Raw genomic sequence first — 23,106 nt, forward strand, 5'->3', positions numbered from 1 at the left:
CATCATGCCCAAGGGTGCCCTCACGAGCTACCTCGACGTCGCGCAAGTGGTGCTCTACGCGTTCTGGATCTTCTTCGCCGGCCTGGTCTTCTACCTGCGCCGCGAGGATCGCCGGGAAGGCTATCCCCTCGAATCAGAGGTCCATGGCGGCCTCAAGGGGTGGGATTGGCTGTTCGTGCCGTCCCCGAAAACGTTCCTGCTCGCCGACGGCTCGACCGTGCTGGCGCCGCGCCCGCATGAAGGCCCGGTCGGCCCGCTCAAGGCGGTCAAGCTCGAACCCTGGCCCGGCGCCCCTATCGTTCCGACCGCGACCGACGATTCCCGCCTCGCCGACGGCGTCGGTCCGGGCGCCTACGCCCTGCGGGCCGAGCGGCCGGACCTCACCTGGGAGGGCAAGACCCGCATCGTGCCGATGCGCGTCGCCGAGGAGTTCACGGTCGCGGCGGAGGATCCCGACCCGCGCGGGATGTCGGTCTACGGCGCCGATGGAGTCGTAGCCGGAACCGTCACGGAGATCTGGGTCGATCGCGGCGAGTCGCTCCCCCGCTACTACGAGATGGAGCTGGAGGGCGCCCGCGACCGCACCGTGCTGATCCCGGTGACCTTCGCGGACGTGCAGCGCTTCAGCAGACACAAGAAGATCGTCGTCGAGGCCCTGCTCGCCCGCCAGTTCGCCGGCGTGCCGCAGCACCGCGATCCCGACAGCATCACCCTGCGGGAGGAGGAGCGGGTCATCGCCTATTACGGCGCCGGCACGCTCTACGCCACCGATCGCCGCCAGGAGCCGCTGCTGTGACGCAGACCCTTCCCCACGGGCTGCCCGGCCCGCTGCCTTCCGGCGAGCGCCTGCTGTGGCAGGGCCGCCCGGCCCCCCTGAGCCTGGCGCGCCGCGCCTTCCACGTCGACCTCGTCGCGCTCTATTTCGGCGGGCTCGCCCTCTACCAGGCGGTCTCGGCCGGGCGGGTCGCCGCGGCCTGGCCGGTGCTGCTGGCGGGCGCCCTGGCCCTCGTCATCCTGTTCGCCCTCGCCTGGGGGGCCTGCCGCACCACCATCTACACCCTGACCGACCGGCGGCTGATGCTGCGCATCGGCATCGCGCTCCAGATGGACGTCAACCTGCCCCTGAAGGAGATCGAGGGCGCCGCCTTCCGCCGCTTCGGCGACGGCAGCGGCGACCTGCCCCTGCTGCTCAAGCCCGGCGTGCGGCTGGCCTATCTCCATCTGTGGCCGCATGCCCGGCCCTGGCGCCTGACCCGGCCCGAGCCGATGCTGCGCTGCGTGCCGGATGCCGAGGCGGTCGCCAAGCGCATCGCCGCGGCGCTCGCCGAGGCGAACGGCCAGCCGGTCCAGGCGCTGCCGCCGCTCCCCGAGACCGCCCCCGTCCTCCCCGGCCGCCTCGCGGCGGCAGGCCACTGAGGGAGACGGGAATGGCGCACGATATCCCTGTTCCCCGCGCGCTCCTGCGCAATGCGGGCCTCCTCGTCGCCTTCTCGCTGGCCGCGGTGGCGATCGGGCGGTTCGGCGACATCGGCACCACGCAGATGCCGCCGGCTTCAGCCGTGCAGGTGCTCGACCTCAAGGTCGAGGACCGGCCGGACGGCCGCGTGGCGTTGCGCGACGCCGCGAACGGCCACCTCGTCGCCGAGGTTCAACCCGGCGAGGACGGGTTCCTGCGCGCCACCTTGCGGGTGATGGCCCAGGCCCGCCTGCGCGAGGGCCTGTCGCGCGACCCGCCGTTCCGGCTCACCCGCTGGGACAACGGCACGCTCTCGCTCGACGACGTCGCGTCGGGCCGGCGGATCAACCTCGAAGCCTTCGGGCTCGGCAACGCGGCCGCCTTCGCGCGGCTGCTCGAACAGGGGAGGGGCGCATCGTGATGCAGTGGCTCAGCGGCAAAAGCCGCATCGAGGTGCCGTGCACGGTCGAGATCGAGCAGACGGCCGAGAGCCTGCACGCCCACGTCACGCTGGACGGCGGGCTTCTGATCGCCCCGGGCGACGAGGTGACGGTGCACGATGCGCCGACCTCCGTGCCCTACGGCGACCGGATCGTGGTGCGCCGCACCGCCACGGTGGTGCGCGCCGGCGCCGTCGAGCGCCTGTGGACCCGCATCGCGGGTCATTTCGAGCTCACCGAACTCTACGAAGTCAGCTTCTCGGAAAGGACGCGGCTATGAGCGCGACGACCCTGAAGACCCCGAACGAGAGCACGAAGTCGGCGCAGGAAACGACGTTCCTGAGCCCCCGCTTCTACACCACCAACTTCGAGGAACTCGACCGCACGAATGTCGAGCCGGTGCGGGCCGAGTGGGACGTGCTGATCGCCGAGATGCGCAGCGATCCGAACAAGCGCCACTTCGTCCGCAACTCCGACTTCGACCTCGACCTCTCGGGCCTCGATCCGGAGCTGCGCAAGGAATTCCTCGACTTCCTGGTCTCGTCGATCACCGCCGAGTTCTCGGGCTGCGTGCTCTACGCCGAGATGCGCAAGCGCGCCCAGAACAAGGACATCCGCGAGCTGTTCGGCTTCATGAGCCGCGACGAGGCCCGCCATGCCGGCTTCATCAACGACACGCTGAAGGATTTCGGGGTCGGCATCGACCTCGGCTTCCTGACCAAAGCGAAGAAATACACCCATTTCCGGCCGAAATTCATCTTCTACGCCACCTATATCTCCGAAAAGATCGGCTACGCCCGCTACATCACGATCTTCCGCCATCTCGAGCGCCATCCGGACAAGCGCTTCCACCCGATCTTCAAGTGGTTCGAGAAGTGGTGCAACGACGAGTTCCGTCACGGCGAGGCCTTCGCGCTCCTGATGCGCGCCAACCCGAAGCTGCTGACCGGCATCAACTATTACTGGATCAAGTTCTTCCTGCTCGCCGTGTTCTGCACGATGTACGTACGCGACCAGTGCCGGCCGGCCTTCCATAAGGCGCTCGGGATCGACCCCAAGGAGTACGACTTCCAGGTCTTCGCCGTCACCTCGGAGATCTCGCGCCAGGTCTTCCCGCTGACCCTCGACCTCGACCATCCGGGCTTCCGGGCCGGGCTGGAGCGGCTGCTGTCCTGCGCCCGCGGCATCGAGGAGGCCAAGGCGCGGGGCGGGCTCGTCGGCAAGCTCAAGCATGCCGGCTACGCGGCCAAGGCCGCCCTCGCCTTCGGGCGGCTGATGGTGATGCCCGCCAAGGCCAACCCGATGCCCGCGCAGATCCGCCTCAGCCCCGCCTGGTAGCGCCCGCATGTCCGACTACGCCGCGCCGATCCTCTATGCCGTCGTGATCTGGTGGTTCCTGACCGGGGCGATCCTCTGGCTGAACCATCGGCCGCGCCGCACCCATGCCTGGAGCTTCGGCGCGACGACGCTGGCGCTGGTCATCGCCCTCTGGGTCGTCGCCTGGAGCGCGAGCCAGGAGAGCGAGGCGGGGGCCTACGCGGCCTTCACGGCGGCGCTGATCGTCTGGGGCTGGCAGGAAATGGCCTTCTACATGGGCTATCTCGCCGGTCCCCGGCGCACACCGGGCTCAGCCACCGACCGGGGCCTCGCCCGCTTCGGCGCCGCGGCGGCGACGAACCTCTGGCACGAGGCGGCGATCATCCTCGGATTCGTCGCCATCGCGTGGCTGACGGCGGGCTCCCCGAACCGCATGGCGCTCTGGACCTACCTGGTGCTGTGGGGGATGAACCTCAGCGCCCGGCTCAACCTGTTCCTCGGCGTGCGCAACCTCAACGCCGAGTTCCTGCCCGAACATCTGCGCTATCTCGGCAGCTTCTTTCGCCGCGCGCCGATGAACGCGCTGTTCCCGGTGGCGATGATCCTCGCCACCGGCTTCCTCCTGGTGCTGCTGCACCCTGCCGTGACCGAGAGCGCCTCGGCCTTCAAGCGCTCCGGCCACACCATGATGGCGACCCTGATGGCGCTCGCCATCCTGGAACACGGCTTCCTGATGCTGCCGCTGCCCTCCGCCGCGCTCTGGGGCTGGGGCCTGCCCGCCCGCCGCCCGGGGGCCGACGCCGCTCCGTAAGCGACGCAGAAGACCACGACGATAAGAACACCGTACACAAGAACACCGTACAAGGGGACGCTCGATGGACTACGAGGCAATGTTCTCCGCCGCCCTCCAGGGCCTGCACCGCGAGGGGCGCTACCGGATCTTCACCGACCTCGAGCGGCAGGCCGGACGTTTCCCCTACGCCACGCAGCACGGCGCGCACGGCACCCGCGAGGTGACGGTGTGGTGCTCGAACGACTATCTCGGCATGGGCCAGCACCCGGCGGTGACGGGTGCGATGCACGAGGCGATCGACCGCTGCGGCGCCGGCGCGGGCGGCACCCGCAACATCTCGGGCACCAACCACTATCACGTGCTCCTGGAGCAGGAACTCGCCGACCTGCACGGCAAGGAGGCGGCGCTCCTCTTCACCTCGGGCTACGTCTCGAACTGGGCCGGGCTCGGGACCCTCGCCTCGAAGCTGCCCGGCTGCGTCGTCTTCTCCGACGAGGGCAACCATGCCTCGATGATCGAGGGCATCCGCTCCAGCCGCGCCGAACGCCACATCTTCCGCCACAACGATCCCGACGACCTCGACCGCAAGCTCCGCCTCGTCGATCCGGACCTGCCGAAGCTCGTCGCCTTCGAATCCGTCTACTCGATGGACGGCGACATCGCGCCGATCGCCGAATTGTGCGACGTCGCAGAGGCGCACGGCGCCATGACCTATCTCGACGAGGTCCACGCGGTGGGCCTCTACGGGCCCCGCGGCGGCGGCATCGCCGAGCGCGAGGGGCTGATGCACCGCCTCACCGTGATCGAGGGCACCCTCGGCAAGGCCTTCGCGGTCTCGGGCGGCTACATCGCGGCTTCGAGCGCGCTGTGCGACTTCGTGCGCAGCTTCGCCTCGGGCTTCATCTTCACCACCTCGCTGCCGCCCGCCATCGCGGCGGGGGCGGCGGCGAGCATCCGCCACCTGAAGGCCAGCGGAACCGAGCGCGCCCGCCACCAGGACCGGGTCGCCGCGGTGCGCCGGCGGCTCTCGGCGATCGGCATCCCGCTCCTCGACAATCCGAGCCACATCGTGCCGGTGATGGTCGGCGATCCGGTCCAGTGCAAGCAGATCAGCGACACGCTGCTCGACGAGTTCGCGATCTACGTTCAGCCGATCAACTATCCGACCGTGCCGCGCGGCACCGAACGGCTGCGCATTACGCCATCGCCGCTCCACAGCGACGCCGATATCGATCATCTGGCGCTGGCGCTCGGGACGATCTGGGGACGGATCGGGCTGGCCCGGGCGGCGTGAGGCGCAACGTCCGAACCCTCCCCCTCTGCGGGGGAGGGTGCCCTGCGACGCAGGGCGGGAAAGGGGCAGCGCGACGCTGATCGCCTTGGCGCCCGTCACGGACGTCACACCGTTTCCGGAAGCGGGTTCCCCGCTCGCGGGACTTCGTCCCGGCCCGGGCCTGCTGACGCAGCGGGCAGCCGTCTCCCCCGCGGGCGAGCGTTCCTTTGCGCGCGACCGTCGCATCCTTTCGCGCGGGAGCGGCACGCCACTGTCATCCAATTCAACCGTCATTTTTATTAGACAATCGGGTCGTCCCGTCCGATCCTGCCCCGCACCACCCACCCGCGAGGACTCTCCGTGGCCCCCACCCACTCGGCCCTGTCCCGGCGGGCCTCCAAGCCGGGCTTCTCGACCCCGATCATCGTGGATCCCGCCGCGCATCCCGAGGCGATGGCCCGCCCGCCCTATCCGTTCTCGGCCATCGTCGGGCAGGACGCGATGCGGCGTGCGCTGCTCGTCGCGGCGGTCGATCCGGCGGTAGGCGGGGTGCTGGTCTTCGGCGATCGCGGCACCGGCAAGTCCACCGCCGTTCGGGCGCTCGCCGCCCTGCTGCCGCCGATGCGGGCGGTCGCGGGCTGTCCTTACGCCTGCGATCCGGTCGATGCCGCCTCGCTCTGCCCGGCCTGCACGGCGCGCCGGGCGCAGGGTCTCACCGTCAAGACCGTGCCGGTGCCGGTGGTCGACCTGCCGCTCGGCGCCACCGAGGACCGGGTCGTCGGAGCCCTCGATATCGGCCGGGCGCTCGGGGCCGGCGAGAAGGCGTTCGAGCCGGGCTTGCTCGCCCGCGCCAACCGGGGGTTCCTCTACATCGACGAGGTCAACCTGCTGGAGGACCACCTCGTCGACCTGCTCCTCGACGTGGCGGCCTCGGGCGTGAACACGGTCGAGCGCGAGGGCCTGAGCCTGCGCCACCCGGCGCGGTTCGTCCTCGTCGGCAGCGGCAACCCGGAGGAGGGCGAGTTGCGCCCGCAGCTCCTCGACCGGTTCGGCCTCGCCGTCGCGGTGACGACGCCTGCCGACCTGGCCAGCCGGGTGACGATCGTGCGCCGCCGCGACGCGTACGAGCGCGATCCCGCCGGTTTCGCGGCCGAGTGGTCGGCGGAGGAGGCGCGGCTCGGGCAGGCGATCCTGGCGGCCCGGGCGCAGCTGCCCGAGGTCGCGGTGCCGGACGCGGTGCTGGAGGCGTCAGCCCGGCTCTGCCTGGCGCTCGGCACCGACGGCTTGCGCGGCGAGCTGACCCTGATGCGCACCGCCCGCGCCCTGGCGAGCCTCGACGGGGCCGGGACCGTGACCCTCGACCACCTGCGCGAGGTCGCCCCGAGCGCCTTGAGCCACCGCCTGCGCCGCAACCCCCTCGACGAGGCCGGGTCGGAGGCCCGGATCGGCCGGGCGCTCGCCGAGGTGCTCGGGTGAGCGCCGCGCCCGACGCGGCCTGGACCCAGGCCTGCCTCGCGGCGGTCCTGGTGGCGATCGACCCGGCGGGGACGAGCGTCGTCGTGCGCTCCCGGCCTGGCCCGGTGCGGGAGGCCTGGCTCGACCGATTGCGCGCCCTTCTCCCCGAAGGCACGCCGGTGACGCGTCTCCCGCCCGGCATCGCCGACGACGCGCTCCTCGGTGGGCTCGACCTCCCGGCGACCTTGAGGGCCGGGCAGCCGGTGGCGCAGCCCGGCCTCATCGCCCGCAGCCATGGCGGCGTTGTGGTGGTGCCGATGGCCGAAAGGCTCAGCCCCGGCACCGCGGCGCGGATCGCGCAAGGACTCGATACCGGCGCCGTCGAAATCGCCCGGGACGGGATCGCGACCCGGCACCCGGCCCGCTTCGGGCTCATGCTCCTTGATGAAGGAGAGGGTGAGGACGAGACCCTGCCGGCTTGCCTCGCCGACCGCGCGGCCCTCCATCTCGACCTCGACGCCGTGCCGCTCGGCGCCCTCGCGACCACCCAGCCACTCCCCGACCTCATGGCCGCCCGCGCGGCCCGGCCCGAGGTCCCGCCCGAGGCGGCCGAGGCCGTGTGCGCCCTCGCTTCGCGGCTCGGCATCGCGTCCTTGCGCGCGCCGCTCCTCGCCTTGCGGGTGGCGCGGATGCACGCGGCGCTCGCCGGACGCGCGGCTTTGGACGATTCCGATCTCGCCGCCGCCGCCGCCCTGGTGCTCGCGCCCCGGGCGTGCACCTGGCCGTCCGACGCGATCGAGGCTCCGTCCGAGCCTCCGCCGCCGGACCGCGACGAGGCCGGAGCGGCAGACCAGGACGACGACCGGAACGGCGACGATCCGAGCCTCGACGACCGCGTCCTCGCAGCTGTCGCGGCGAGCCTGCCGCCCGGCCTCCTCGCCCGTCTGCTCGCGGGCGAGGGCCCTCGCACCCGCAGCCCCGGCGCGGGCCGCGCCGGGGCCTCCGCGTCGGCCCAAAGCGGCCGCCCGGTCGGGGCGCGGCCGGGCGATCCGCGCCGCGGCCGCCTCGCCCTGATCGAGACCCTGCGGGCCGCGGCGCCCTGGCAGCGCCTGCGCCGGGGCGGGGCTGAGGCGCGCCTGCGCATCACGGCCGACGACCTGCGCATCCGCCGCCTGGTGCGGAAGCGCGAGACCACCACGATCTTCGCGGTCGATGCCTCCGGCTCCGCCGCCCTGGAGCGGCTGGCCGAGGCCAAGGGCGCGGTCGAATCGCTGCTCGCCGAGTGCTACGTGCGGCGCGACCGCGTCGCCCTTGTGGCCTTCCGGGGCCGCAATGCCGACCTCTTGCTCGCCCCGACCCGCTCGCTGGTGCGGGCCAAGCGCGCGCTCGCCTCCCTGCCGGGGGGCGGCGGCACCCCGCTCGCGGCCGGCATCGAGGCGGCGGGACGGCTCGCCGCCGCCGAGCGCCGGGCCGGGCGCAGCGCGACCGTGCTGCTCCTCACCGACGGCCGCGCCAACATCGCCCGCTCCGGCGCGCCGGGCCGGGCCCAGGCGGGCGCCGACGCCCTGAGCGCCGCCAAGGCGCTGGCGGCGGAGGGCACCCGCGCCCTGGTGATCGACACCGCCGCCCGCCCGCAGGACTTGGCCCGGGCGCTGGCCGCCGCGATGGCCGCGCGCTACCTCGCCATGCCGCAGGCCGATGCCGCGCGCCTGACCCGGGCCGTGCGCGAGGCCGCCCCGCCGGGTTGAACGATGGCACTCACCGACGACAGGCCCGCCTTCGCCCGGGAGGGCCGCGACTGGCCGAACCGCGAGGCGAGCCGCTTCGTGACCGCCAGCGGCCTGACCTGGCACGTGCAGGAGGCGGGCGAGGGCCCGGTGCTGCTCCTCGTCCACGGCACCGGCGCGGCGACCCATTCCTGGCGCGGGCTGCTGCCGCTGCTCGCCCGCGACTTCCGGGTGATCGCCCCCGACCTGCCGGGCCACGGCTTCACCGATCCCCTGCCGACGCCCTCGCTGCCGCGCATGGCCCGGGCGCTCGCCGACCTGCTGCGCAGTCTCGGGGTGGCGCCCGAGGTCGCGGTCGGCCATTCCGCCGGCGCCGCGATCCTGGCGCGGCTCTGCCTCGACGGGTCGCTGGCGCCGCGCCTCCTCGTCGGGCTCAACGCCGCCTTGAAGCCCTTCCCGGGCATGGCCGGCTTCATCTTCCCGGCCATGGCCCGCGCCCTGTTCCTCAACCCGGTGACCCCGCGGGTCTTCGCCTGGTCGGCCGACCGGGCGGCGGTGGAGCGGCTGATCCACGGCACCGGCTCGACCCTCGAGCGCACCGGCCTCGATCTCTACCGCCGCCTGTTCCAGACCCCCGGCCACGTCGCCGGCGCCCTCGGCATGATGGCGCATTGGGACCTCATCCCCCTCGACCGCGACCTGCCCCGCCTCGGCCCTCCGCTGCTCCTGATCGTCGGCGCGCAGGACCGCACCATCGCCCCCGACGTGTCGTTCGGCCTCGCCGACCGCCTCGGCGGAAAGGCGCGGGTGGAGCTGCTGCGCGGCCTCGGGCATCTGGCGCACGAGGAGAAGCCGGAGGTGGTGGCGGAGCTGATCCGGGCCGGGGCAGCGCAGGCCTAGACCTCGGCGAAGTCGAGCCTGCAAACCGTCTTTCCCGCTTGCCACCCGCCCCGACCGCGATGATAGTGTCAACTTATGTTGACACTCGATGAGGCGCCGCCGCGGGTCACGTCCGCCCGGCGCCGGCCCCGTGCGGTGGTGATCGGCAGCGGCTTCGGCGGGCTCGCGGCGGCGATCCGGCTCGGCGCGCGGGGCTACCGGGTGAGCGTGCTGGAACGCCTGGACCAGCCCGGCGGGCGGGCGCGGGTGCACCGGCAGGACGGGTTCACCTTCGATGCCGGGCCGACCATCGTCACCGCGCCGTTCCTGTTCGAGGAACTGTGGGCGCTCTGCGGGCGATCACTCGCCGACGACGTGACGCTTGTGCCGATGCGGCCGTTCTACCGGATTCGGTTCGATGACGGCGCCACCTTCGCGATGTGCGGCGAGGCCGAGGCGATGCGTGCCGAGGTCGAGCGCCTGTCGCCCGGCGAGGCCCCCGCCTATGACCGCTTCATGGCGCTCTCGGACGAGCTGTGCCGGGTCGGGTTCGAACAGCTCGGCGCGGTGCCGTTCGGGCGCCTCACCGACATGCTGCGCATCGCCCCCGACCTCTTGCGCATCGGCGGCCATCGCAGCGTCTACGGCCTCGTCTCGTCGGTGTTCCGCGACGAGCGCCTGCGCACGGCGTTCAGCTTCCACCCGCTCCTCATCGGCGGCTCGCCGTTCCGGGCGAGCGCGCTCTACTGCCTGATCGCCGCCCTGGAGCGGCGCTGGGGCGTGCATTCGGTGCTCGGCGGCACCGGCGCCCTGGTGCGCGGGATGGTCCGCCTGATCGAGGGCCAGGGCGGCGAGGTGCGGTGCGGCGCCGAGGTCGAACGTATCCTGGTGACGAACGGGACCGCGCGGGGCGTGGCGCTGGCCGACGGCACGGAGATGCCCGCGGACGTGGTGGTGTCGAATGCCGATTCGGCTGCGACGGCGCTCCACCTGCTGCCGCAGGAGGCGCGGGGCTGGCGCGAGCGGCGGCTTGCCCGGGCTCACTCCTCGATGGGGCTGTTCGTCTGGTATTTCGGCACGCGGCGGACCTATCCGGACCTCGCCCACCACACGATCCTGCTCGGGCCGCGCTATCGCGGGCTCCTCGACGACATCTTCACCGCCAAGGTGCTGGCCGAGGACATGAGCCTCTACCTGCACCGCCCGACCGCGACCGATCCGAGCGTCGCGCCGCCGGGCCACGACGCGTTCTATGCCCTCGTTCCCGTGCCGAACCTCGCCGGGGGGCAGGATTGGGCGAGGCTCGCCGAGCCGTTCCGGCAGCGCATCGCCGCACGCCTCGAAGCCACGATCCTGCCCGGCCTGTCAAAATCCCTCGTCACCTCCCGGGTGACGACGCCGCAGGATTTTTCCGACGATTTCCTGGCTTTCCGCGGCTCAGGCTTCGGCCTCGAACCGATCCTGACCCAGAGTGCATATTTCCGCCCGCACAATCGCTGCGGCGCGGTGCGCCACCTCTACCTCGTCGGCGCCGGCACCCATCCGGGGGCGGGGCTGCCGGGCGTGCTCTCCTCGTCGAAAATCCTCGATCGCGTGGTGCCGGATGCTGCCGTCTTCGCCTGATGCGCCTCTCCGCGGGCTGCCGGCCCGCCCCGCCGACCACGCCGCCTGCCGGGCGGCGATCCGGACCGGCTCGCGCAGCTTCTACGCCGCCTCGTGGCTGCTGCCCCGGGCCGTACGCCGCGACGCCTACGGGCTCTACGCCTTCTGCCGCCTGTCCGACGACGCGGTCGACGGGGCGGGCGCCCGGGTCGACGCGGTGCCGCGCCTGCGGGCGCGCCTGGCGGCGGCTTATGCCGGCCGGCCCGCCGACGCCCCTGCCGACCGCGTGCTCGCCGAGATCGTGACCCGCCACGCGATCCCCCAGGCGCTGCCCGCCGCCCTCCTCGAGGGCCTCGCCTGGGACGCCGCCGGGCGCCGCCACCCGGACCTCTCCTCCCTCGTCGCCTACGCGGCCCGGGTCGCCGGCTCGGTCGGGGCGATGATGACGCTCGTCATGGGCGAGCGCTCAGCCGAAGCGCTGGCGCGGGCCTGCGATCTCGGCATCGCCATGCAGCTCACCAACGTCGCCCGGGACGTCGGTGAGGATGCCCGGGCGGGTCGCCTCTACCTGCCCGAATCCTGGCTGCGCGAGGCCGGTCTCGACCCCGACGCCTTCCTCGCCCGGCCGGAGCCGAGCCCCGCGCTCGCCGCCGTCGTCGCCCGCCTGCTCGACGACGCCGACCTCCTCTATGCGCGGGCGGAATCCGGCATCGCGATGCTGCCGCCCGCCTGCCGCCCCGCGGTGCGCGCCGCCGGGCTGATCTATGCCGAAATCGGTCGCGACCTTCTCCGCGGCGGGCTCGATCCGGTGACCCGCCGCGCCCGGGTGCCGGGCGCCCGCAAGGTACGGCTCCTGGCCCACGCCGTCGTCACGCCCTCGGCTCGCCGCGCCGACCGCCCGGTTTTGCCGGAAGCGGCCTTCCTGGTCGCGGCGGTGGCGGCGACGCCGCTTGCCCCCGCCGCGACGCGGCCGGCCTGGTGGAATTTCGGCGGGCAGGTCGTGCGCGTGCTCGACCTCATCGAGACCCTGCGCGAGCGCGAACGCCTCGGCGGCCCGGCGCCGTCGTGAACGAGACGCTGTTCGCGCTGCTGGATTTCGGGCTGGTCTTCGGGGCGGTACTGGGATTCGGATTCTGGCAGCTCTGGCTGCTGCGGCGGGACAGGCGAACAGCCGTCCGCAGGAAGGCTGGGCCGAAGCGAGACGCGTGACGGTCGTTCGTCGATGGGTGCTCGGCGGGTGCGGGCTCGCCCGCTGACCCTGAGTGCGTCCGGTCGTCCTGTCGCGGCAGGACCCGGGATGGTTCATCGCCCGGGCCGAGGCCCCTGAGGCTGCTCGCCGGCGGAAAGCAGCCATGTCGCCGGCGATGTTTGCTCAGGGCGGCCGGAGCCTTCGTCGCTTGCCATCGCAGAACGCGTCATGCGAGGAGCCCTGCCTCGGACGGAGGCATCCATGCATCGGACTGGTCTCGTTGCTCTGATCCTGGCAGCCTCCGCCCCTCGCCTCGCCCAGGCCGGCACGCTCTGCACCATCGTGATGGATGCCATGGACGGTCGCGTGCTGTTCGAACACGGCGACTGCCGCACCCGGGTGACGCCCGCCTCGACCTTCAAGATCCCGCTCGCCGTCATGGGCTTCGACAGCGGCTTCCTCACCGATGCCCACGCGCCCGTGCAGCCCTATAAGGCCGGCGATCCTGACTGGGGTGGCCAGGCGTGGCGGCAGCCGACCGATCCGACGCGCTGGCTCAAATATTCCGTCGTCTGGTACTCGCAGCGCATCACCCACGCGCTGGGGGAGGCACGCGTGACCGAGTATGCGCGCAAGCTCGGCTTCGGGAATGCGGACATCTCCGGTGATCCCGGCAGGGCCAACGGCCTCGACCGGGCGTGGATCGCGTCGTCGCTCCAAGTCTCGCCCTACGAGCAGGTCGTCTTCCTGCGCCGGCTGGTGAACCATGCCTTGCCGGTCTCGGCGCAAGCGATGGCGAAGGCGGAGGACGTCGTCGAGGTCAGCCCCGCAGGCGGTGGCTGGCAGGTGCACGGCAAGACCGGCACGGCCTATCCGCGCGACGGGCGTGGCGTGTCCGACATGGCGCGCGCCTATGGCTGGTATGTCGGTTGGGCGACGAAGGGCGCACGCACGCTGCTCGTCGCACGGCTCGACCGGGACGAGCGCGCCGATCCGGTGCCGACCGGACTACGAACGCGAGCCGCCCTCCTGGCAGCGTGGCCCGCAACGGCCGACGCAGCGTCGCAGCCGTAGCACGCCGAGATCCCGTATGAGGCGAGGCCGTTCGGGCTCGGGATCTCGGCGCGTCCTGGACATCCCGACAGCATCCCGTGCGGCGAACGTCGTGACGAAGGAAGGTCTCGCGATCGTCCGGCCGGCGGGGTGAGCCCCGCTCACTCCAACTCCAGCACCACGCTCCGGAACCCCTGCGGCCTGCGCGCCGGGCAGATATCGGCGTCGTCGCTGATCAGTTGCACCTTCTTGCCGTCAGGGGCGACGATCAGGCCCTCGGGCTGGAAATCGGGCAAAGCCGCCAAGGCCTCGGCCGCCCCCGCGACGCGGGACGGCGCCTCGCCGGCGGTGCCGGACCAGCGGTAGAGATCGGCGGCCTCGCCGCCGCTGCCGGAGCCGCCGGCGATCAGGAAATAGGCCTTGATCCCCGGCGCATAGGCGATGTCGCGGATGCCGCGGCCCTTGAGGTCGAGGGCGACCGGCTTCGCGAGCTTGGGCGCAGCGCCGCCCGCCAGTACCTCGGCCGGGTTCTCGAACGGCACCACCAGGGCGTCATTGTCGGCGTTGAGCGGGTTGCGCAGCGCGACGAACAGGCCGCGCCCGTCGGGCGTCGGGCTCAGGCCCTCGATGGCGAAGCCGCGCCGCCGCGGGCTCAGGCTCGCCTTCGCCGCGAGGTCGACGGCGATGCGCTCGGACAGGCGCGGGTCGAGATCGGCGATAGCCTTGGCGAGGCCCTGGAAGGCCTGGCCCTTCGGCGTCACCGCGGGCGCCTTCGGGTCGCCGCCGACCGTGAGGGCGAGCATCTGGCGCGAGGCCTCGCGGGTGCGCCCCTCCGCGTCGCGGGCGTGCGAGCCCATCAGCACCAGGTCGCTGCCGAGCCAGGCGAGGGATTCGAGGTCGGCCTTGGCGGGCTCCTCGCGACCGGAGGGCGCGAGCGCCGCGTCGAGGTCGCCGCCCTTCAGCATCAGCGGCGGGCCGGATTCGTCGGCCTTGTAGAGGCGCAAGGTGTTGTCCTGGTCGTCGACCACCAGGAAGCGGTCGCCGAAGCTGCCGGCCGGGTAGGGGACGGCGCCGGAGGCCTCGCACGGCCCCCAATGCATCAGCACCGGCCCGGTCTTCACCTCGGCCTGCGCGCCTTGCGCCGCGACGCAGAGGGCGAGCACGGAAACGAATCTCCCCAGGCGCTGTGAGCCCCGGCCCGTCATGGCGATACTCCCTGGATCGCGGCCCGTCTGAGGTGGGACCGTCTTCGCAGTATTTCACGCAGGCCCGGATCTATTCAATGCGGCGAAGAAAAATTCTTCGTCTGCCCGAGCATCATGAGGGCCGCGGCGGCGGCCCGTCAGGCCTCCTCCGGCGCGTCCGCCTCGCCGGCCTGCTCCCGCTGTGCGGCGACGAAGCGGCGGCGCGCCTCGGCCGCCTCGCGGAACGCCTTCGCGCGCGGCGCCTCACGCGCCAGCTTGCCGATCTCGCGCAGGATCAGCTCGGCCTCGAACGCCGCGGCGCGTTCCGCCGCCGCGGCCCGGCTGTCGGCGCCGTGGGAGGCGGTGTAGCGCTCCAGCCCGTCGCGACAGACCGCGACGCGGTATTCCAGCCACTCGATCACGTCGCCGAAGGCCCGGCCGCGGATCTCCGCGGCCGTGGCACGGCGCCTCTTCTCGCTCACGCGTCGTCCCTCCGCGGCCCGCGACGAGGGATGATCTCGCATATCGGGCGGCGATTCACCCGACGGCGCGGCTTCTCAGATGTGGAGAGCCTCGCCGAGCGCCCGCAGGTTCGCCTCGTGGAAGGCCTCGCCGAGGGTGGGGTGGGCGTGGATCGTGCCGGCGACGTCCTCGAGCCGCGCGCCCATCTCCAGCGCCAGGCCGAACCCCGCCGCCAGTTCCGAGACGCCGGCCCCCACCGCCTGGATGCCGAGCAGCAGGTGGTTGTCGGCCCGCGCCGTCACCCGCACGAAGCCGTCCTCGGCGCCCAACGTCATGGCGCGGCCATTGGCGGCGAAGGGGAAGAGGCCGGTGCGGATCTCGTGGCCGGCGGCCCGGGCCTCCTCCGGCGAGAGGCCGGCCGAGACCACTTCGGGATCGGTGAAGCAGACCGCCGGGATCGCCACCTTGTGGAAGGCGCGGCGGCGGCCCGCCACGAGGTCGGCCACCATCTCGCCCTGCGCCATGGCGCGATGGGCCAGCATCGGCTCGCCGGTGACGTCGCCGACCGCCCAGACGTTGCGCATCGAGGTGGCGCAGCGCTCGTCGATGCGGAGGAACGGCCCGCTCATGTCGAGGTCGAGCCGGTCGAGGCCGAAATCGTGGGTGCGCGCCTTGCGCCCGACCGCGACCAGGATCACCTCGGCGGGAATCGTCCGGGGTTCGCCCCCGACATCGACGGCGAGCCCGTCGCCCGAGAGCCCGTCGCCCGAGAGCCCGGTCGCCTTGGCGCCGAGAAGCACCTCGATCCCGAGAGCGCCCAAGCGCCGCGCCACGGGCCGGGTGAGCTCGGCATCGTAGGCCGGCAGGATCCGCTCGGCCATCTCGACCACCGTGACCTTGGCGCCGAGCTTGGCGAAGGCGGTGCCGAGTTCGAGCCCGATATAGCCGGCGCCCACCACCGCCATCGTGGCGGGGACCTTCGCCAGGGACAACGCCTCGGTCGACGAGATGACACGCCCGCCGAAGGGCAGATGGGGCAACGCCGCCGGGACCGAGCCGGTGGCGAGGATGACGTGCTCGGCCCGCACCCGCTCGGGCCCCGTGTCGGTCTCGACGAGGCAGGTCTTGCCGTCGACCATGGTGCCGCGCCCGCGCAGGATCTTGACCCCGCCGCGCTTCAGGAGCGACGCCACGCCGGTGTTGAGCCGCCCGACGATGCCGTCCTTCCAGGCCACCGTGCGGGTGAAGTCGAGCTTGGGCGGGCCGGCGGAGAGGCCGAAGGGCGAGGCATCCTCGGATTGCAGAACCGCCGCGTGAAAAGCCTCGGCCGCGTGGATCATCGCCTTCGAGGGGATGCAGCCGACATTGAGGCAGGTGCCCCCGAGCCGGTTCTCCTCGACCAGCACGGTGTCGATGCCGTGCTGGCCGGCGCGGATCGCCGCGACGTAGCCGCCCGGGCCGCCGCCGAGCACCAGGAGCTTGGTGGTGATCTCGCCCACGGGTCAGGCCTCCATGAACAATGTCGCGGGCGTCTCGAGCAGGGCCTTCAGGGCCTGCACGAACAGGGCGGCGTCGTAGCCGTCGACCACCCGGTGGTCGAAGGACGCCGAGAGGTTCATCGTCAGGCGCGGCACGAAGGCGCCGTCGCGCCAGAGCGGGCGCATCACCTGCTTGTTGACGCCGATGATCGCCACTTCCGGCCGGTTGATCACCGGCGTCGTCACGATGCCGCCGAGCGCCCCGAGCGACGTGATGGTGATGGTCGAGCCCGAGAGCTCGTCGCGGGCCGCCAATCCATTGCGGGCGGCGTCCGCCAGACGACGGACCTCGGCGGCCGCGTTCCACACGTCGCGGGTCTCGGCGTGGCGGAGCACCGGCACCATCAGGCCCGAGGGGGTCTGGGTGGCGATGCCGACATGGATCCCCGCATGGCGGTGGATCACCTCCGCCTCGTCGTCGTAATGCGCGTTCATCTGCGGGAAGTCCGGCAGGGCGCGCACCAGGGCCTGGACCAGGAACGGGATCAGGGTCAGCTTCGGCCGGCTCGCGCCGTGGCGCTGGTTGAGGGCCGTGCGCAGCTCCTCCACCGCGGTCACGTCGACCTCCTCGACGTAGGAGAAATGCGCGACGCGGCGCTTGGCGTCGGCCATGCGCTGGGCGATGCGCCGGCGCAGGCCGATGACCTTGATCTCCTCCACGCCCGTCCGCGGGGCGCGGCCGGCGGGCGCGGGGGCCGCCTCCTCGGGCGGCGCGGTCAGGAAGGCATCGAGGTCGTCGTGGCCGATGCGGCCGGCCGGTCCCGTGCCGCGGACCTGGCGCAGGTCGATCCCGGCATCGAGCGCGCGCCTTCGCACGGCCGGGGAGGCGACCGGCTTCTCGCCGGACGGGCGGGGCGGGCCGGAGGAGGGCGCTGCCGCGGCGGGGCGCGGGGCAGGGGGGTTGGCGGGCGCCGGCCTCGGCGGCTCGACCGGCTTCGGCGCAGCGGCGGATGTCGGGGCGGGCGCGGGCTGGGCCGGCTCCAGGCCGTCCGCGGCCGGGACCAGGGCGGCGGCCGGCTGGCCCGCCGCCGCGTCCTGCGCCTTCGCCACCTCCGGCGCCACCGCGACGCCGGCTTCGGGAACTGACGCGGGCGCGGACTCCCCGCCCTCGACCTCCAGCCGCACCAGCTCGGCGCCGACCGCCAGCATCTGGCCGGCCTCGGCGCCCAACGCCGCGACCGTGCCGCTCACCGGCGAGGGGATCTCGACGGTGGCCTTGTCGGTCATCACGTCGGCGAGCGGCTGGTCCTCCCGGACCACGTCGCCGACCTTGACGTGCCAGGCCGAGACCTCGGCCTCGGCCACGCCCTCGCCGATATCGGGCAGCTTGACGATGCGAAAGCCCATGGGTCAGCCCTCCAGCGCGGCGCGAAGGGCCCGGCCGACGCGCTCGGGACCCGGGAAATAGGCCCATTCCTGGGCGTGCGGGTAGGGCGTGTCCCAGCCCGCGACCCGGACGATCGGCGCCTCCAGGTGGTAGAAGCAGGATTCCTGCACGAGGGCCGCGAGTTCCGCGCCGAAGCCCGAGGTCAGGGTCGCCTCATGCGCGATGACGCAGCGCCCGGTCTTGCGCACCGAAGCCTCGATCGTCTCCATGTCGAGGGGAAGCAGCGTCCGCAGGTCGACGATCTCGGCGTCGATGCCGGTCTCGGCGGCGGCGGCCTCGGCCACGTGCACGATCGTGCCGTAGGCGAGCACCGTGACGGCGTTTCCTTCGCGCCGGATCGCCGCCTTGCCGAGCGGCACGGTGTAGTGCCCGTCCGGCACCTCGCCGAGGTCGTGGCGGGCCCAGGGCGTCACCGGCCGGTCGTGGTGGCCGTCGAAGGGTCCGTTATAGAGGCGCTTGGGCTCGAGAAAGATCACCGGGTCGGGATCCTCGATCGCCGCGATGAGGAGGCCCTTGGCGTCGTAGGGGTTCGACGGCACCACGGTCTTGAGGCCGGCCACGTGGGTGAACAGCGCCTCGGGGCTCTGGCTGTGGGTCTGGCCGCCGAAGATGCCGCCGCCGGTGGGCATCCGCACCACGATCGGGGCGGTGAACTGGCCGCCCGAGCGGTAGCGCAGGCGCGCGGCCTCCGACACGATCTGGTCGTAGGCCGGGTACATGTAATCGGCGAACTGGATCTCGACGCAGGGCTTCAGGCCGTAGGCCGCCATGCCGACGGCGGCGCCGACGATGCCGAGCTCGCTGATCGGCGCGTCGAAGCAGCGGCTCTTACCGAAGCGGGCCTGCAAGCCTTGGGTGCAGCGGAAGACGCCGCCGAAATAGCCGACATCCTCCCCGAACACGACCACGTCGTCGTCGCGCTCCATCGCCACGGCCATCGCGTCGCGGATGGCCTCGATCATCGTGCGGCGCGGCATGTCAGTACCCCGCCTGCTGGCGCTGGCGGCGCAGGTGGGGGGGCATCTCGGAGAAAACTCCTTCGAACATGTCGCGCGGCGACGGCTTGCCGCCGGCATGCAGCGTCCCGTGGGTCTCGGCCTCGCGCTGGGCGGCCACGACCTCGTCGAGGATCTCGGCCTCGCCCTGGCGGTGGCGCTCCTCCGACCAGACGCCGCGGGCGATCAGGTGATCCTTGAGCCGCGCGACCGGGTCGCCGAGGGGCCAGGCGTCGAACTCGGTCTTCGGCCGGTAGGCGGAGGGGTCGTCGGAGGTCGAGTGCGCGCCGGCGCGGTAGGTGACGTATTCGACCAGCGTCGGCCCGAGATTGCGCCGCGCCCGCTCGACCGCCCATTTCGCCACCGCGTGGACGGCGAGGTAATCGTTGCCGTCGACCCGCAAAGCCGGAATCCCGAAGCCGTGGCCGCGCGCCGCGAAGGTCGAGGAGCCGCCGCGGGCGAAGCCCTGGAAGGTCGAAATGGCCCACTGGTTGTTGACGACGTTGAGCACCACCGGTGCCCGGTAGGTCGAGGCGAAGACCAGCGCCGCGTGGAAGTCCGATTCGGCGGTCGAGCCGTCGCCGATCCAGGCCGCGGCGATCTTGCTGTCGTTCTTGATCGCCGAGGCCATCGCCCAGCCGACCGCCTGGATGGTCTGGGTCGCAAGGTTGCCGGAGATCGAGAAGAAGCCGTGCTCCTTGGCCGAGTACATCACCGGCAATTGGCGGCCGTGCAGCGGATCGTTCTCGTTGGAGTAGATCTGGCACATCATGTCGACGAGCGGATAGCCGCCGGCGATGAGCAGCCCCGCCTGCCGGTAGGTCGGGAAGTTCATGTCGCCCGGCTCGAGCGCCCGGCGGAAGGCGGTGCTCACCGCCTCCTCGCCGAGATGCTGCATGTAGAACGAGGTCTTGCCCTGGCGCTGGGCCATCAGCATCCGCGCATCGAAGGCGCGCAGCTTCATCATGTCGCGCAAGCCCGCGAGCAGCTCCTCGTCGGTGAGCGAGCCGGCCCAGGGGCCGACCGCCTTGCCCTCGGAGTCGAGCACCCGGATCAGCGTGTAGGCGAGGTCGCGGATGTCCGCCGCCGCCACGTCGACCTCGGGCCGCCGGACGGCGCCGGCTTCCGGGATGTCGAGATCGGAGAAGCTCGGATTGCCGCCCGGGCGGACGGCCGGCTCCGGCACATGAAGGCTCAGGGGAGCGTGGGGACTCGAGGCGTCTGGCGGCATGGGAGGCCCTTGGGGGAGGGGTCGCGGACGATTGTGTGTCGGTCTCAGGACGGCGCGCCGGGCCACGCCTCGACCGCCGCCGGATGGCGCGGGAGGCAGGCGGCGAGGACGGACGGGGCCGCCCCGACCGGGACCGGATGCGAGAGGGTGACGATCGGCGACGCGCCGGCGGCGACGCGCAGGATGCGGGCCCGGATCTCGATGAGGTGCCCCTCGCTGAAGTGCCCTTGGTGTCGAGCCACGCGCGTCCTCCCGCGACGCTTGATTGGCTCCCTTGTAGCCGGGTCCGGCCGGATGGTCCTCGCCGATTTTCGCGGCTAAAGCGGATTTCCGGAGAACACGCGATGGCATCGAACGGCGATTCGCCGAACAGGCGTTCTGGGCGCATCCAGGCCCCCGCGAGGGCTGCGGAGCCGCACCGGCTCGACGACATGGACCGGAAGATCCTGGGCGCCCTGCGGGAGGACGGCCGGCTGACCATCGCGGCCCTGGCTGAGCGGGTCGGTCTGTCGCAATCGCCGTGCTGGACGCGCCTGCGGCGCCTGGAGGAGGCTGGGCTGATCCGCGACTACGTCGCCCTGCTCGACCACCGGGCGCTGGGCATCCCGGACGTGGTCTTCGTCGAGGTGACCCTCGACAAGCACGACGATTCGGTGCTGGAGGCCTTCGGCACCGAGATCCTGCGCATTCCGGAAGTCCTGGAAGTGCACCTGGTGACGGGCGAGTACGACTACATCATCAAGGTGGCGGTCAGCGGCACCGCGCATTACGAGCGGTTCCTGCGCGAAAAGCTCTACCGCCTGCGCGGCATCCGCCAGTCGCGCTCGGTCTTCGCGCTGCGCACCCTGAAGCAGGAAGTCTCGGTCGACCCGGTGGCCATCGCCCGGCAGGCCCCCTGACGCAGGTCCCGTCGCGACGGCCTCGCGGCCGATCCGGCAAAAGATCCGCGTTGTCCGCCGGAGCACAGGCGGTAAGCTGTCCGCAAAACAACGGGAGGACGCCATGACCCGCCGCGCGACGCTGCTCGCTGCCCTGTGCCTGTCCCTGGGAATCGGGCCCGCCCTCGCCGCCGACCCGATCCGGATCGGGGTCGCCGCGGCGATCACCGGGCCGGGCGCCGAATCCGGCAAGTACCTCGTGCAGGGGGCGAAGCTCGCGGCGGAGGAGGTCAACAAGTCCGGCGGCGTGCTCGGGCGCCCGCTCGACTTCGTGGTCCAGGACGACCAGAGCACGAATCCCGGCGCCATCCTGGCCTTCAGCAAGCTCGCGGCCGATCCCACGCTTCCGGCCTTCATCGCGCCGGTGCGCAGCACGCAGGTCCAGGCCATCGCGCCGGACGTCGCCAAGACGGGCAAGCCCGCGATGATCGGCGGCACCGATCCGCAGCTCACCGCCGTCGGCAATCCCTGGCTGTTCCGCTTCCGCCCGAACGACCGCTACTCCGCCCGGGTCATCGCGGAATTCGGCGTGACGACCCTGAACCGGCGCAAATGGGCGCTGGTCCATTCGAGCGACACCTTCGGCACCAGCGGCATGCGCAACCTCGCCGCCGCCCTGAAGGAGCAGGGCATCGAGCCGGTGGTGGTGCAGGCCTTCCCCAACAACTCGCAGGACTTCACCGCCGTCGCGCTGGCGGTGAAGCAATCCGGCGCCGACGTACTCGGCACCTACATCCCGTTCGAGACCGACCAGGGCATCTTCGCCCGGCAGCTGCGCCAGCTCGGGGTCAATATCGACTGGGTCGGCTCGTCCACCACGTCGAGCGCCACGGCGCTGAAGCTCGCCGGCGCCGCCCTGGACGGCGCCTACGCGGCCTCCGACTTCCACCGCGACGCCAACCCGGTCGCGAAGGCCTACGCCAAGACGTACGAGGCCGCCTACAAGACCGCCCCCGACTTCTTCTCGGCCTGGGCCTACGATGCGGTGACGATCCTGGCCCGCGCCATCAACCAGGCCGGCAGCACCGAGCCCGGCAAGATCCGCGACGCGCTGCTCGCCACCAGAGGCGTGCAGGGGGCCGAAGGGATGTACAACTTCGACCAGAACGGCGACGGACTGCACGGCTACAACGTCGTGCGCAACGAGCGCGGTGCGGTGAAGTTCATCAAGAGGGTGGAGTTCGAGAAGTAATCGCGTCGACTGATAGTCGATGTGACATATAGGCCGGCATCTCTCCCCGTCATCCCGGGGCTCGCCGAAAGGCGAGAACCCGGGATGACGGGGAGGGTGTCCATACGATTGAAAGAACCAGGCACGCGCACCCGCGGCGGCCAGCGCCTGCCCCCTACACCAATTCCCGCAACCCCTCCCGATAGGTCGGATAGGCCAGGTCCACCCCCAGCTCCTCCCGGATCAGCCGGTTCCGCACCCGCTTGTTCTCGCCGTAGAAGCTGCGCGCCATCGGGCTCAATTGCGCCGTGTCGAAATCGACGGCTGGCGGCAGCGGCAGCCCGGCGAGCCCGGCCGCGTAGGCCGTCACGTCCTGCGGCGGGGCGGGCTCGTCGTCGGTGACGTTGTAGATCGCGCCCGCCCGCGGCCGGTCGAGGGAGGCGGCGAGCGTGGTCGCGATGTCGTCGACATGGATGCGGTTGAACACCTGGCCCGGCTTGACGATGCGTTGCGCCTTGCCCTGGCGCAGCTTCTCGAAGGCGTTGCGCCCGGGCCCGTAGATGCCCGACAGCCGGAAGACCTGCACCGCCTTGCCCGTCCGCGCGCCGAAAGCTGCCCAAGCCTCCTCCGCCGCCACCCGGTCGCGGGTGCGCTGATGGGTGGGGGCCGGCGGCGTCGCCTCGTCGATCCAGGCGCCGCCCTGGTCGCCATAGACCCCGATGGTCGACAGGTAGCCGATCCACCGGGCCGGGCCGGCGGCGATCACGTCCGCGAAGGCCGCGAGTGCCGGATCGGCGCCCGAATCCGGCGGGATCGACACCAGGATCGCGTCGGCTTGGCCGAGATCGTCGACGATCCGCGGATCGCTCTCGTCGGGCGAGAAGACCCGCAGGGCCACCCCATCGATCGCGGCCGGCGCCTGGCGGGTCGCCGTGACGCTGCTGAAGCGCGCGCGCTCGCGCGCCACGAAATGGCCGGCCGTGTAGCCGAGCCCGAAGACGAACAGGTTCATGCGG

24 protein-coding genes are annotated in these 23,106 nt (G+C 72.2%); 16 read left to right on the forward strand and 8 right to left on the reverse strand.

Features of this window, described 5'->3' with window-relative positions; genetic code table 11:
* Nucleotides 1–4 precede the first annotated feature (4 nt).
* From puhA to blaOXA, 14 genes are all read left to right on the forward strand, one after another.
* Nucleotides 5–796, forward strand: a complete 792-nt coding sequence (puhA, locus tag DA075_RS04080) for a photosynthetic reaction center subunit H (RefSeq protein WP_099952123.1) — start codon at nucleotides 5–7, stop codon at nucleotides 794–796.
* Nucleotides 793–1,416 carry a photosynthetic complex putative assembly protein PuhB gene (gene puhB, locus DA075_RS04085; protein ID WP_099952124.1) on the forward strand — a complete coding sequence of 208 codons (624 nt, stop codon included), beginning with the start codon at nucleotides 793–795 and terminating at the stop codon, nucleotides 1,414–1,416. The genes puhA and puhB overlap by 4 nt, the downstream gene beginning before the upstream one ends.
* Before the next feature lie 11 nt (nucleotides 1,417–1,427).
* Nucleotides 1,428–1,877, forward strand: a complete 450-nt coding sequence (gene puhC / locus DA075_RS04090) for a photosynthetic complex assembly protein PuhC (RefSeq protein ID WP_099952125.1) — start codon at nucleotides 1,428–1,430, stop codon at nucleotides 1,875–1,877.
* On the forward strand, nucleotides 1,877–2,176 hold the full coding sequence (locus DA075_RS04095; RefSeq protein ID WP_099952126.1) for a hypothetical protein: 300 nt from the start codon (nucleotides 1,877–1,879) through the stop codon (nucleotides 2,174–2,176). The genes puhC and DA075_RS04095 overlap by 1 nt, the downstream gene beginning before the upstream one ends.
* The gene (gene acsF, locus DA075_RS04100) at nucleotides 2,173–3,234 is read left to right on the forward strand and encodes a magnesium-protoporphyrin IX monomethyl ester (oxidative) cyclase (RefSeq protein WP_099952127.1); all 1,062 of its coding nucleotides are present in this window, start codon (nucleotides 2,173–2,175) and stop codon (nucleotides 3,232–3,234) included. The genes DA075_RS04095 and acsF overlap by 4 nt, the downstream gene beginning before the upstream one ends.
* 7 nt (nucleotides 3,235–3,241) lie before the next feature.
* Nucleotides 3,242–4,024 (forward strand): putative photosynthetic complex assembly protein PuhE, encoded by a 783-nt coding sequence (gene puhE / locus DA075_RS04105; RefSeq protein WP_099952128.1) that lies wholly within the window; start codon nucleotides 3,242–3,244, stop codon nucleotides 4,022–4,024.
* Nucleotides 4,025–4,088: 64 nt separating this feature from the next.
* Complete coding sequence (hemA, locus tag DA075_RS04110) at nucleotides 4,089–5,300, forward strand: 5-aminolevulinate synthase (RefSeq protein ID WP_099952129.1); 1,212 nt, start codon at nucleotides 4,089–4,091, stop codon at nucleotides 5,298–5,300.
* A 432-nt stretch (nucleotides 5,301–5,732) separates the two neighbouring features.
* The gene (bchI, locus tag DA075_RS04115) at nucleotides 5,733–6,755 is read left to right on the forward strand and encodes a magnesium chelatase ATPase subunit I (protein ID WP_174800147.1); all 1,023 of its coding nucleotides are present in this window, start codon (nucleotides 5,733–5,735) and stop codon (nucleotides 6,753–6,755) included.
* Nucleotides 6,752–8,482 (forward strand): magnesium chelatase subunit D, encoded by a 1,731-nt coding sequence (locus DA075_RS04120; protein WP_099952131.1) that lies wholly within the window; start codon nucleotides 6,752–6,754, stop codon nucleotides 8,480–8,482. Before bchI ends, DA075_RS04120 begins: the two co-directional genes overlap by 4 nt.
* Before the next feature lie 3 nt (nucleotides 8,483–8,485).
* Nucleotides 8,486–9,361: an alpha/beta fold hydrolase BchO gene (gene bchO / locus DA075_RS04125; protein WP_099952132.1), complete on the forward strand. Its 876-nt coding sequence runs from the start codon at nucleotides 8,486–8,488 to the stop codon at nucleotides 9,359–9,361.
* Between the two features lie 75 nt (nucleotides 9,362–9,436).
* Nucleotides 9,437–10,963, forward strand: a complete 1,527-nt coding sequence (crtI, locus tag DA075_RS04130; RefSeq protein WP_099952133.1) for a phytoene desaturase family protein — start codon at nucleotides 9,437–9,439, stop codon at nucleotides 10,961–10,963.
* Nucleotides 10,944–12,011 (forward strand): phytoene/squalene synthase family protein, encoded by a 1,068-nt coding sequence (locus DA075_RS04135; protein WP_099952134.1) that lies wholly within the window; start codon nucleotides 10,944–10,946, stop codon nucleotides 12,009–12,011. The genes crtI and DA075_RS04135 overlap by 20 nt, the downstream gene beginning before the upstream one ends.
* The gene (locus DA075_RS36385) at nucleotides 12,008–12,151 is read left to right on the forward strand and encodes a hypothetical protein (protein WP_164712203.1); all 144 of its coding nucleotides are present in this window, start codon (nucleotides 12,008–12,010) and stop codon (nucleotides 12,149–12,151) included. The genes DA075_RS04135 and DA075_RS36385 overlap by 4 nt, the downstream gene beginning before the upstream one ends.
* A gap of 241 nt (nucleotides 12,152–12,392) precedes the next feature.
* Nucleotides 12,393–13,205 (forward strand): class D beta-lactamase, encoded by an 813-nt coding sequence (blaOXA, locus tag DA075_RS04140; protein ID WP_099952135.1) that lies wholly within the window; start codon nucleotides 12,393–12,395, stop codon nucleotides 13,203–13,205.
* A 140-nt stretch (nucleotides 13,206–13,345) separates the two neighbouring features.
* Here blaOXA and DA075_RS04145 read toward each other — a convergent pair whose 3' ends face one another.
* The 7 genes from DA075_RS04145 to DA075_RS04175 all read right to left on the reverse strand — a co-directional run bounded on the left by DA075_RS04145 (nucleotide 13,346) and on the right by DA075_RS04175 (nucleotide 20,223).
* The gene (locus tag DA075_RS04145) at nucleotides 13,346–14,347 is read right to left on the reverse strand and encodes an esterase-like activity of phytase family protein (protein WP_099952136.1); all 1,002 of its coding nucleotides are present in this window, start codon (nucleotides 14,345–14,347) and stop codon (nucleotides 13,346–13,348) included.
* 179 nt (nucleotides 14,348–14,526) lie between these two features.
* Nucleotides 14,527–14,850, reverse strand: a complete 324-nt coding sequence (locus DA075_RS04150; RefSeq protein WP_099952137.1) for a hypothetical protein — start codon at nucleotides 14,848–14,850, stop codon at nucleotides 14,527–14,529.
* Nucleotides 14,851–14,925: 75 nt separating this feature from the next.
* Nucleotides 14,926–16,329 carry a dihydrolipoyl dehydrogenase gene (gene lpdA / locus DA075_RS04155; protein ID WP_099952138.1) on the reverse strand — a complete coding sequence of 468 codons (1,404 nt, stop codon included), beginning with the start codon at nucleotides 16,327–16,329 and terminating at the stop codon, nucleotides 14,926–14,928.
* A 3-nt stretch (nucleotides 16,330–16,332) separates the two neighbouring features.
* Nucleotides 16,333–17,715 carry a dihydrolipoamide acetyltransferase family protein gene (locus tag DA075_RS04160; RefSeq protein ID WP_099952139.1) on the reverse strand — a complete coding sequence of 461 codons (1,383 nt, stop codon included), beginning with the start codon at nucleotides 17,713–17,715 and terminating at the stop codon, nucleotides 16,333–16,335.
* A gap of 3 nt (nucleotides 17,716–17,718) precedes the next feature.
* A complete protein-coding gene (locus DA075_RS04165; RefSeq protein WP_099952140.1) occupies nucleotides 17,719–18,732 on the reverse strand; it encodes an alpha-ketoacid dehydrogenase subunit beta in 1,014 nt (337 codons plus the stop codon).
* 1 nt (nucleotide 18,733) lies between these two features.
* Entirely contained in the window at nucleotides 18,734–19,981 is a 1,248-nt protein-coding gene (locus DA075_RS04170) for a 3-methyl-2-oxobutanoate dehydrogenase (2-methylpropanoyl-transferring) subunit alpha (RefSeq protein ID WP_099952141.1), read from the reverse strand.
* 44 nt (nucleotides 19,982–20,025) lie between these two features.
* Complete coding sequence (locus DA075_RS04175) at nucleotides 20,026–20,223, reverse strand: hypothetical protein (protein WP_099952142.1); 198 nt, start codon at nucleotides 20,221–20,223, stop codon at nucleotides 20,026–20,028.
* A gap of 189 nt (nucleotides 20,224–20,412) precedes the next feature.
* Here DA075_RS04175 and DA075_RS04180 point away from each other — a divergent pair, with 189 nt between their 5' ends.
* Together DA075_RS04180 and DA075_RS04185 are read left to right on the forward strand one after the other, a co-directional pair.
* Nucleotides 20,413–20,880 (forward strand): Lrp/AsnC family transcriptional regulator, encoded by a 468-nt coding sequence (locus tag DA075_RS04180; RefSeq protein ID WP_232386342.1) that lies wholly within the window; start codon nucleotides 20,413–20,415, stop codon nucleotides 20,878–20,880.
* Nucleotides 20,881–20,983: 103 nt separating this feature from the next.
* Nucleotides 20,984–22,111 carry an ABC transporter substrate-binding protein gene (locus DA075_RS04185; RefSeq protein ID WP_099952144.1) on the forward strand — a complete coding sequence of 376 codons (1,128 nt, stop codon included), beginning with the start codon at nucleotides 20,984–20,986 and terminating at the stop codon, nucleotides 22,109–22,111.
* A gap of 154 nt (nucleotides 22,112–22,265) precedes the next feature.
* On the opposite strand, the gene DA075_RS04190 is transcribed toward DA075_RS04185, so the two are convergent.
* Complete coding sequence (locus tag DA075_RS04190) at nucleotides 22,266–23,102, reverse strand: SDR family oxidoreductase (protein ID WP_099952145.1); 837 nt, start codon at nucleotides 23,100–23,102, stop codon at nucleotides 22,266–22,268.
* Nucleotides 23,103–23,106: the final 4 nt, after the last annotated feature.

The organism is Methylobacterium currus, assembly GCF_003058325.1.
GTDB lineage: Bacteria > Pseudomonadota > Alphaproteobacteria > Rhizobiales > Beijerinckiaceae > Methylobacterium > Methylobacterium currus.

Excerpts from the sequence above, each read along its gene's own strand:
- DA075_RS04170 (WP_099952141.1), bottom strand. The coding sequence starts at position 19,981 with ATGCCGCCAGACGCCTCGAGTCCCCACGCTCCCCTGAGCCTTCATGTG.
- hemA (WP_099952129.1), top strand. The coding sequence starts at position 4,089 with ATGGACTACGAGGCAATGTTCTCCGCCGCCCTCCAGGGCCTGCACCGC.
- crtI (WP_099952133.1), top strand. The coding sequence starts at position 9,437 with ATGTTGACACTCGATGAGGCGCCGCCGCGGGTCACGTCCGCCCGGCGC.
- puhA (WP_099952123.1), top strand. The coding sequence starts at position 5 with ATGCCCAAGGGTGCCCTCACGAGCTACCTCGACGTCGCGCAAGTGGTG.
- bchO (WP_099952132.1), top strand. The coding sequence starts at position 8,486 with ATGGCACTCACCGACGACAGGCCCGCCTTCGCCCGGGAGGGCCGCGAC.
- DA075_RS04095 (WP_099952126.1), top strand. The coding sequence starts at position 1,877 with ATGCAGTGGCTCAGCGGCAAAAGCCGCATCGAGGTGCCGTGCACGGTC.
- bchI (WP_174800147.1), top strand. The coding sequence starts at position 5,733 with ATGGCCCGCCCGCCCTATCCGTTCTCGGCCATCGTCGGGCAGGACGCG.
- blaOXA (WP_099952135.1), top strand. The coding sequence starts at position 12,393 with ATGCATCGGACTGGTCTCGTTGCTCTGATCCTGGCAGCCTCCGCCCCT.
- DA075_RS04180 (WP_232386342.1), top strand. The coding sequence starts at position 20,413 with ATGGACCGGAAGATCCTGGGCGCCCTGCGGGAGGACGGCCGGCTGACC.
- acsF (WP_099952127.1), top strand. The coding sequence starts at position 2,173 with ATGAGCGCGACGACCCTGAAGACCCCGAACGAGAGCACGAAGTCGGCG.
- DA075_RS04185 (WP_099952144.1), top strand. The coding sequence starts at position 20,984 with ATGACCCGCCGCGCGACGCTGCTCGCTGCCCTGTGCCTGTCCCTGGGA.
- DA075_RS04160 (WP_099952139.1), bottom strand. The coding sequence starts at position 17,715 with ATGGGCTTTCGCATCGTCAAGCTGCCCGATATCGGCGAGGGCGTGGCC.
- DA075_RS04190 (WP_099952145.1), bottom strand. The coding sequence starts at position 23,102 with ATGAACCTGTTCGTCTTCGGGCTCGGCTACACGGCCGGCCATTTCGTG.
- DA075_RS04135 (WP_099952134.1), top strand. The coding sequence starts at position 10,944 with ATGCTGCCGTCTTCGCCTGATGCGCCTCTCCGCGGGCTGCCGGCCCGC.
- puhE (WP_099952128.1), top strand. The coding sequence starts at position 3,242 with ATGTCCGACTACGCCGCGCCGATCCTCTATGCCGTCGTGATCTGGTGG.
- DA075_RS04165 (WP_099952140.1), bottom strand. The coding sequence starts at position 18,732 with ATGCCGCGCCGCACGATGATCGAGGCCATCCGCGACGCGATGGCCGTG.
- puhC (WP_099952125.1), top strand. The coding sequence starts at position 1,428 with ATGGCGCACGATATCCCTGTTCCCCGCGCGCTCCTGCGCAATGCGGGC.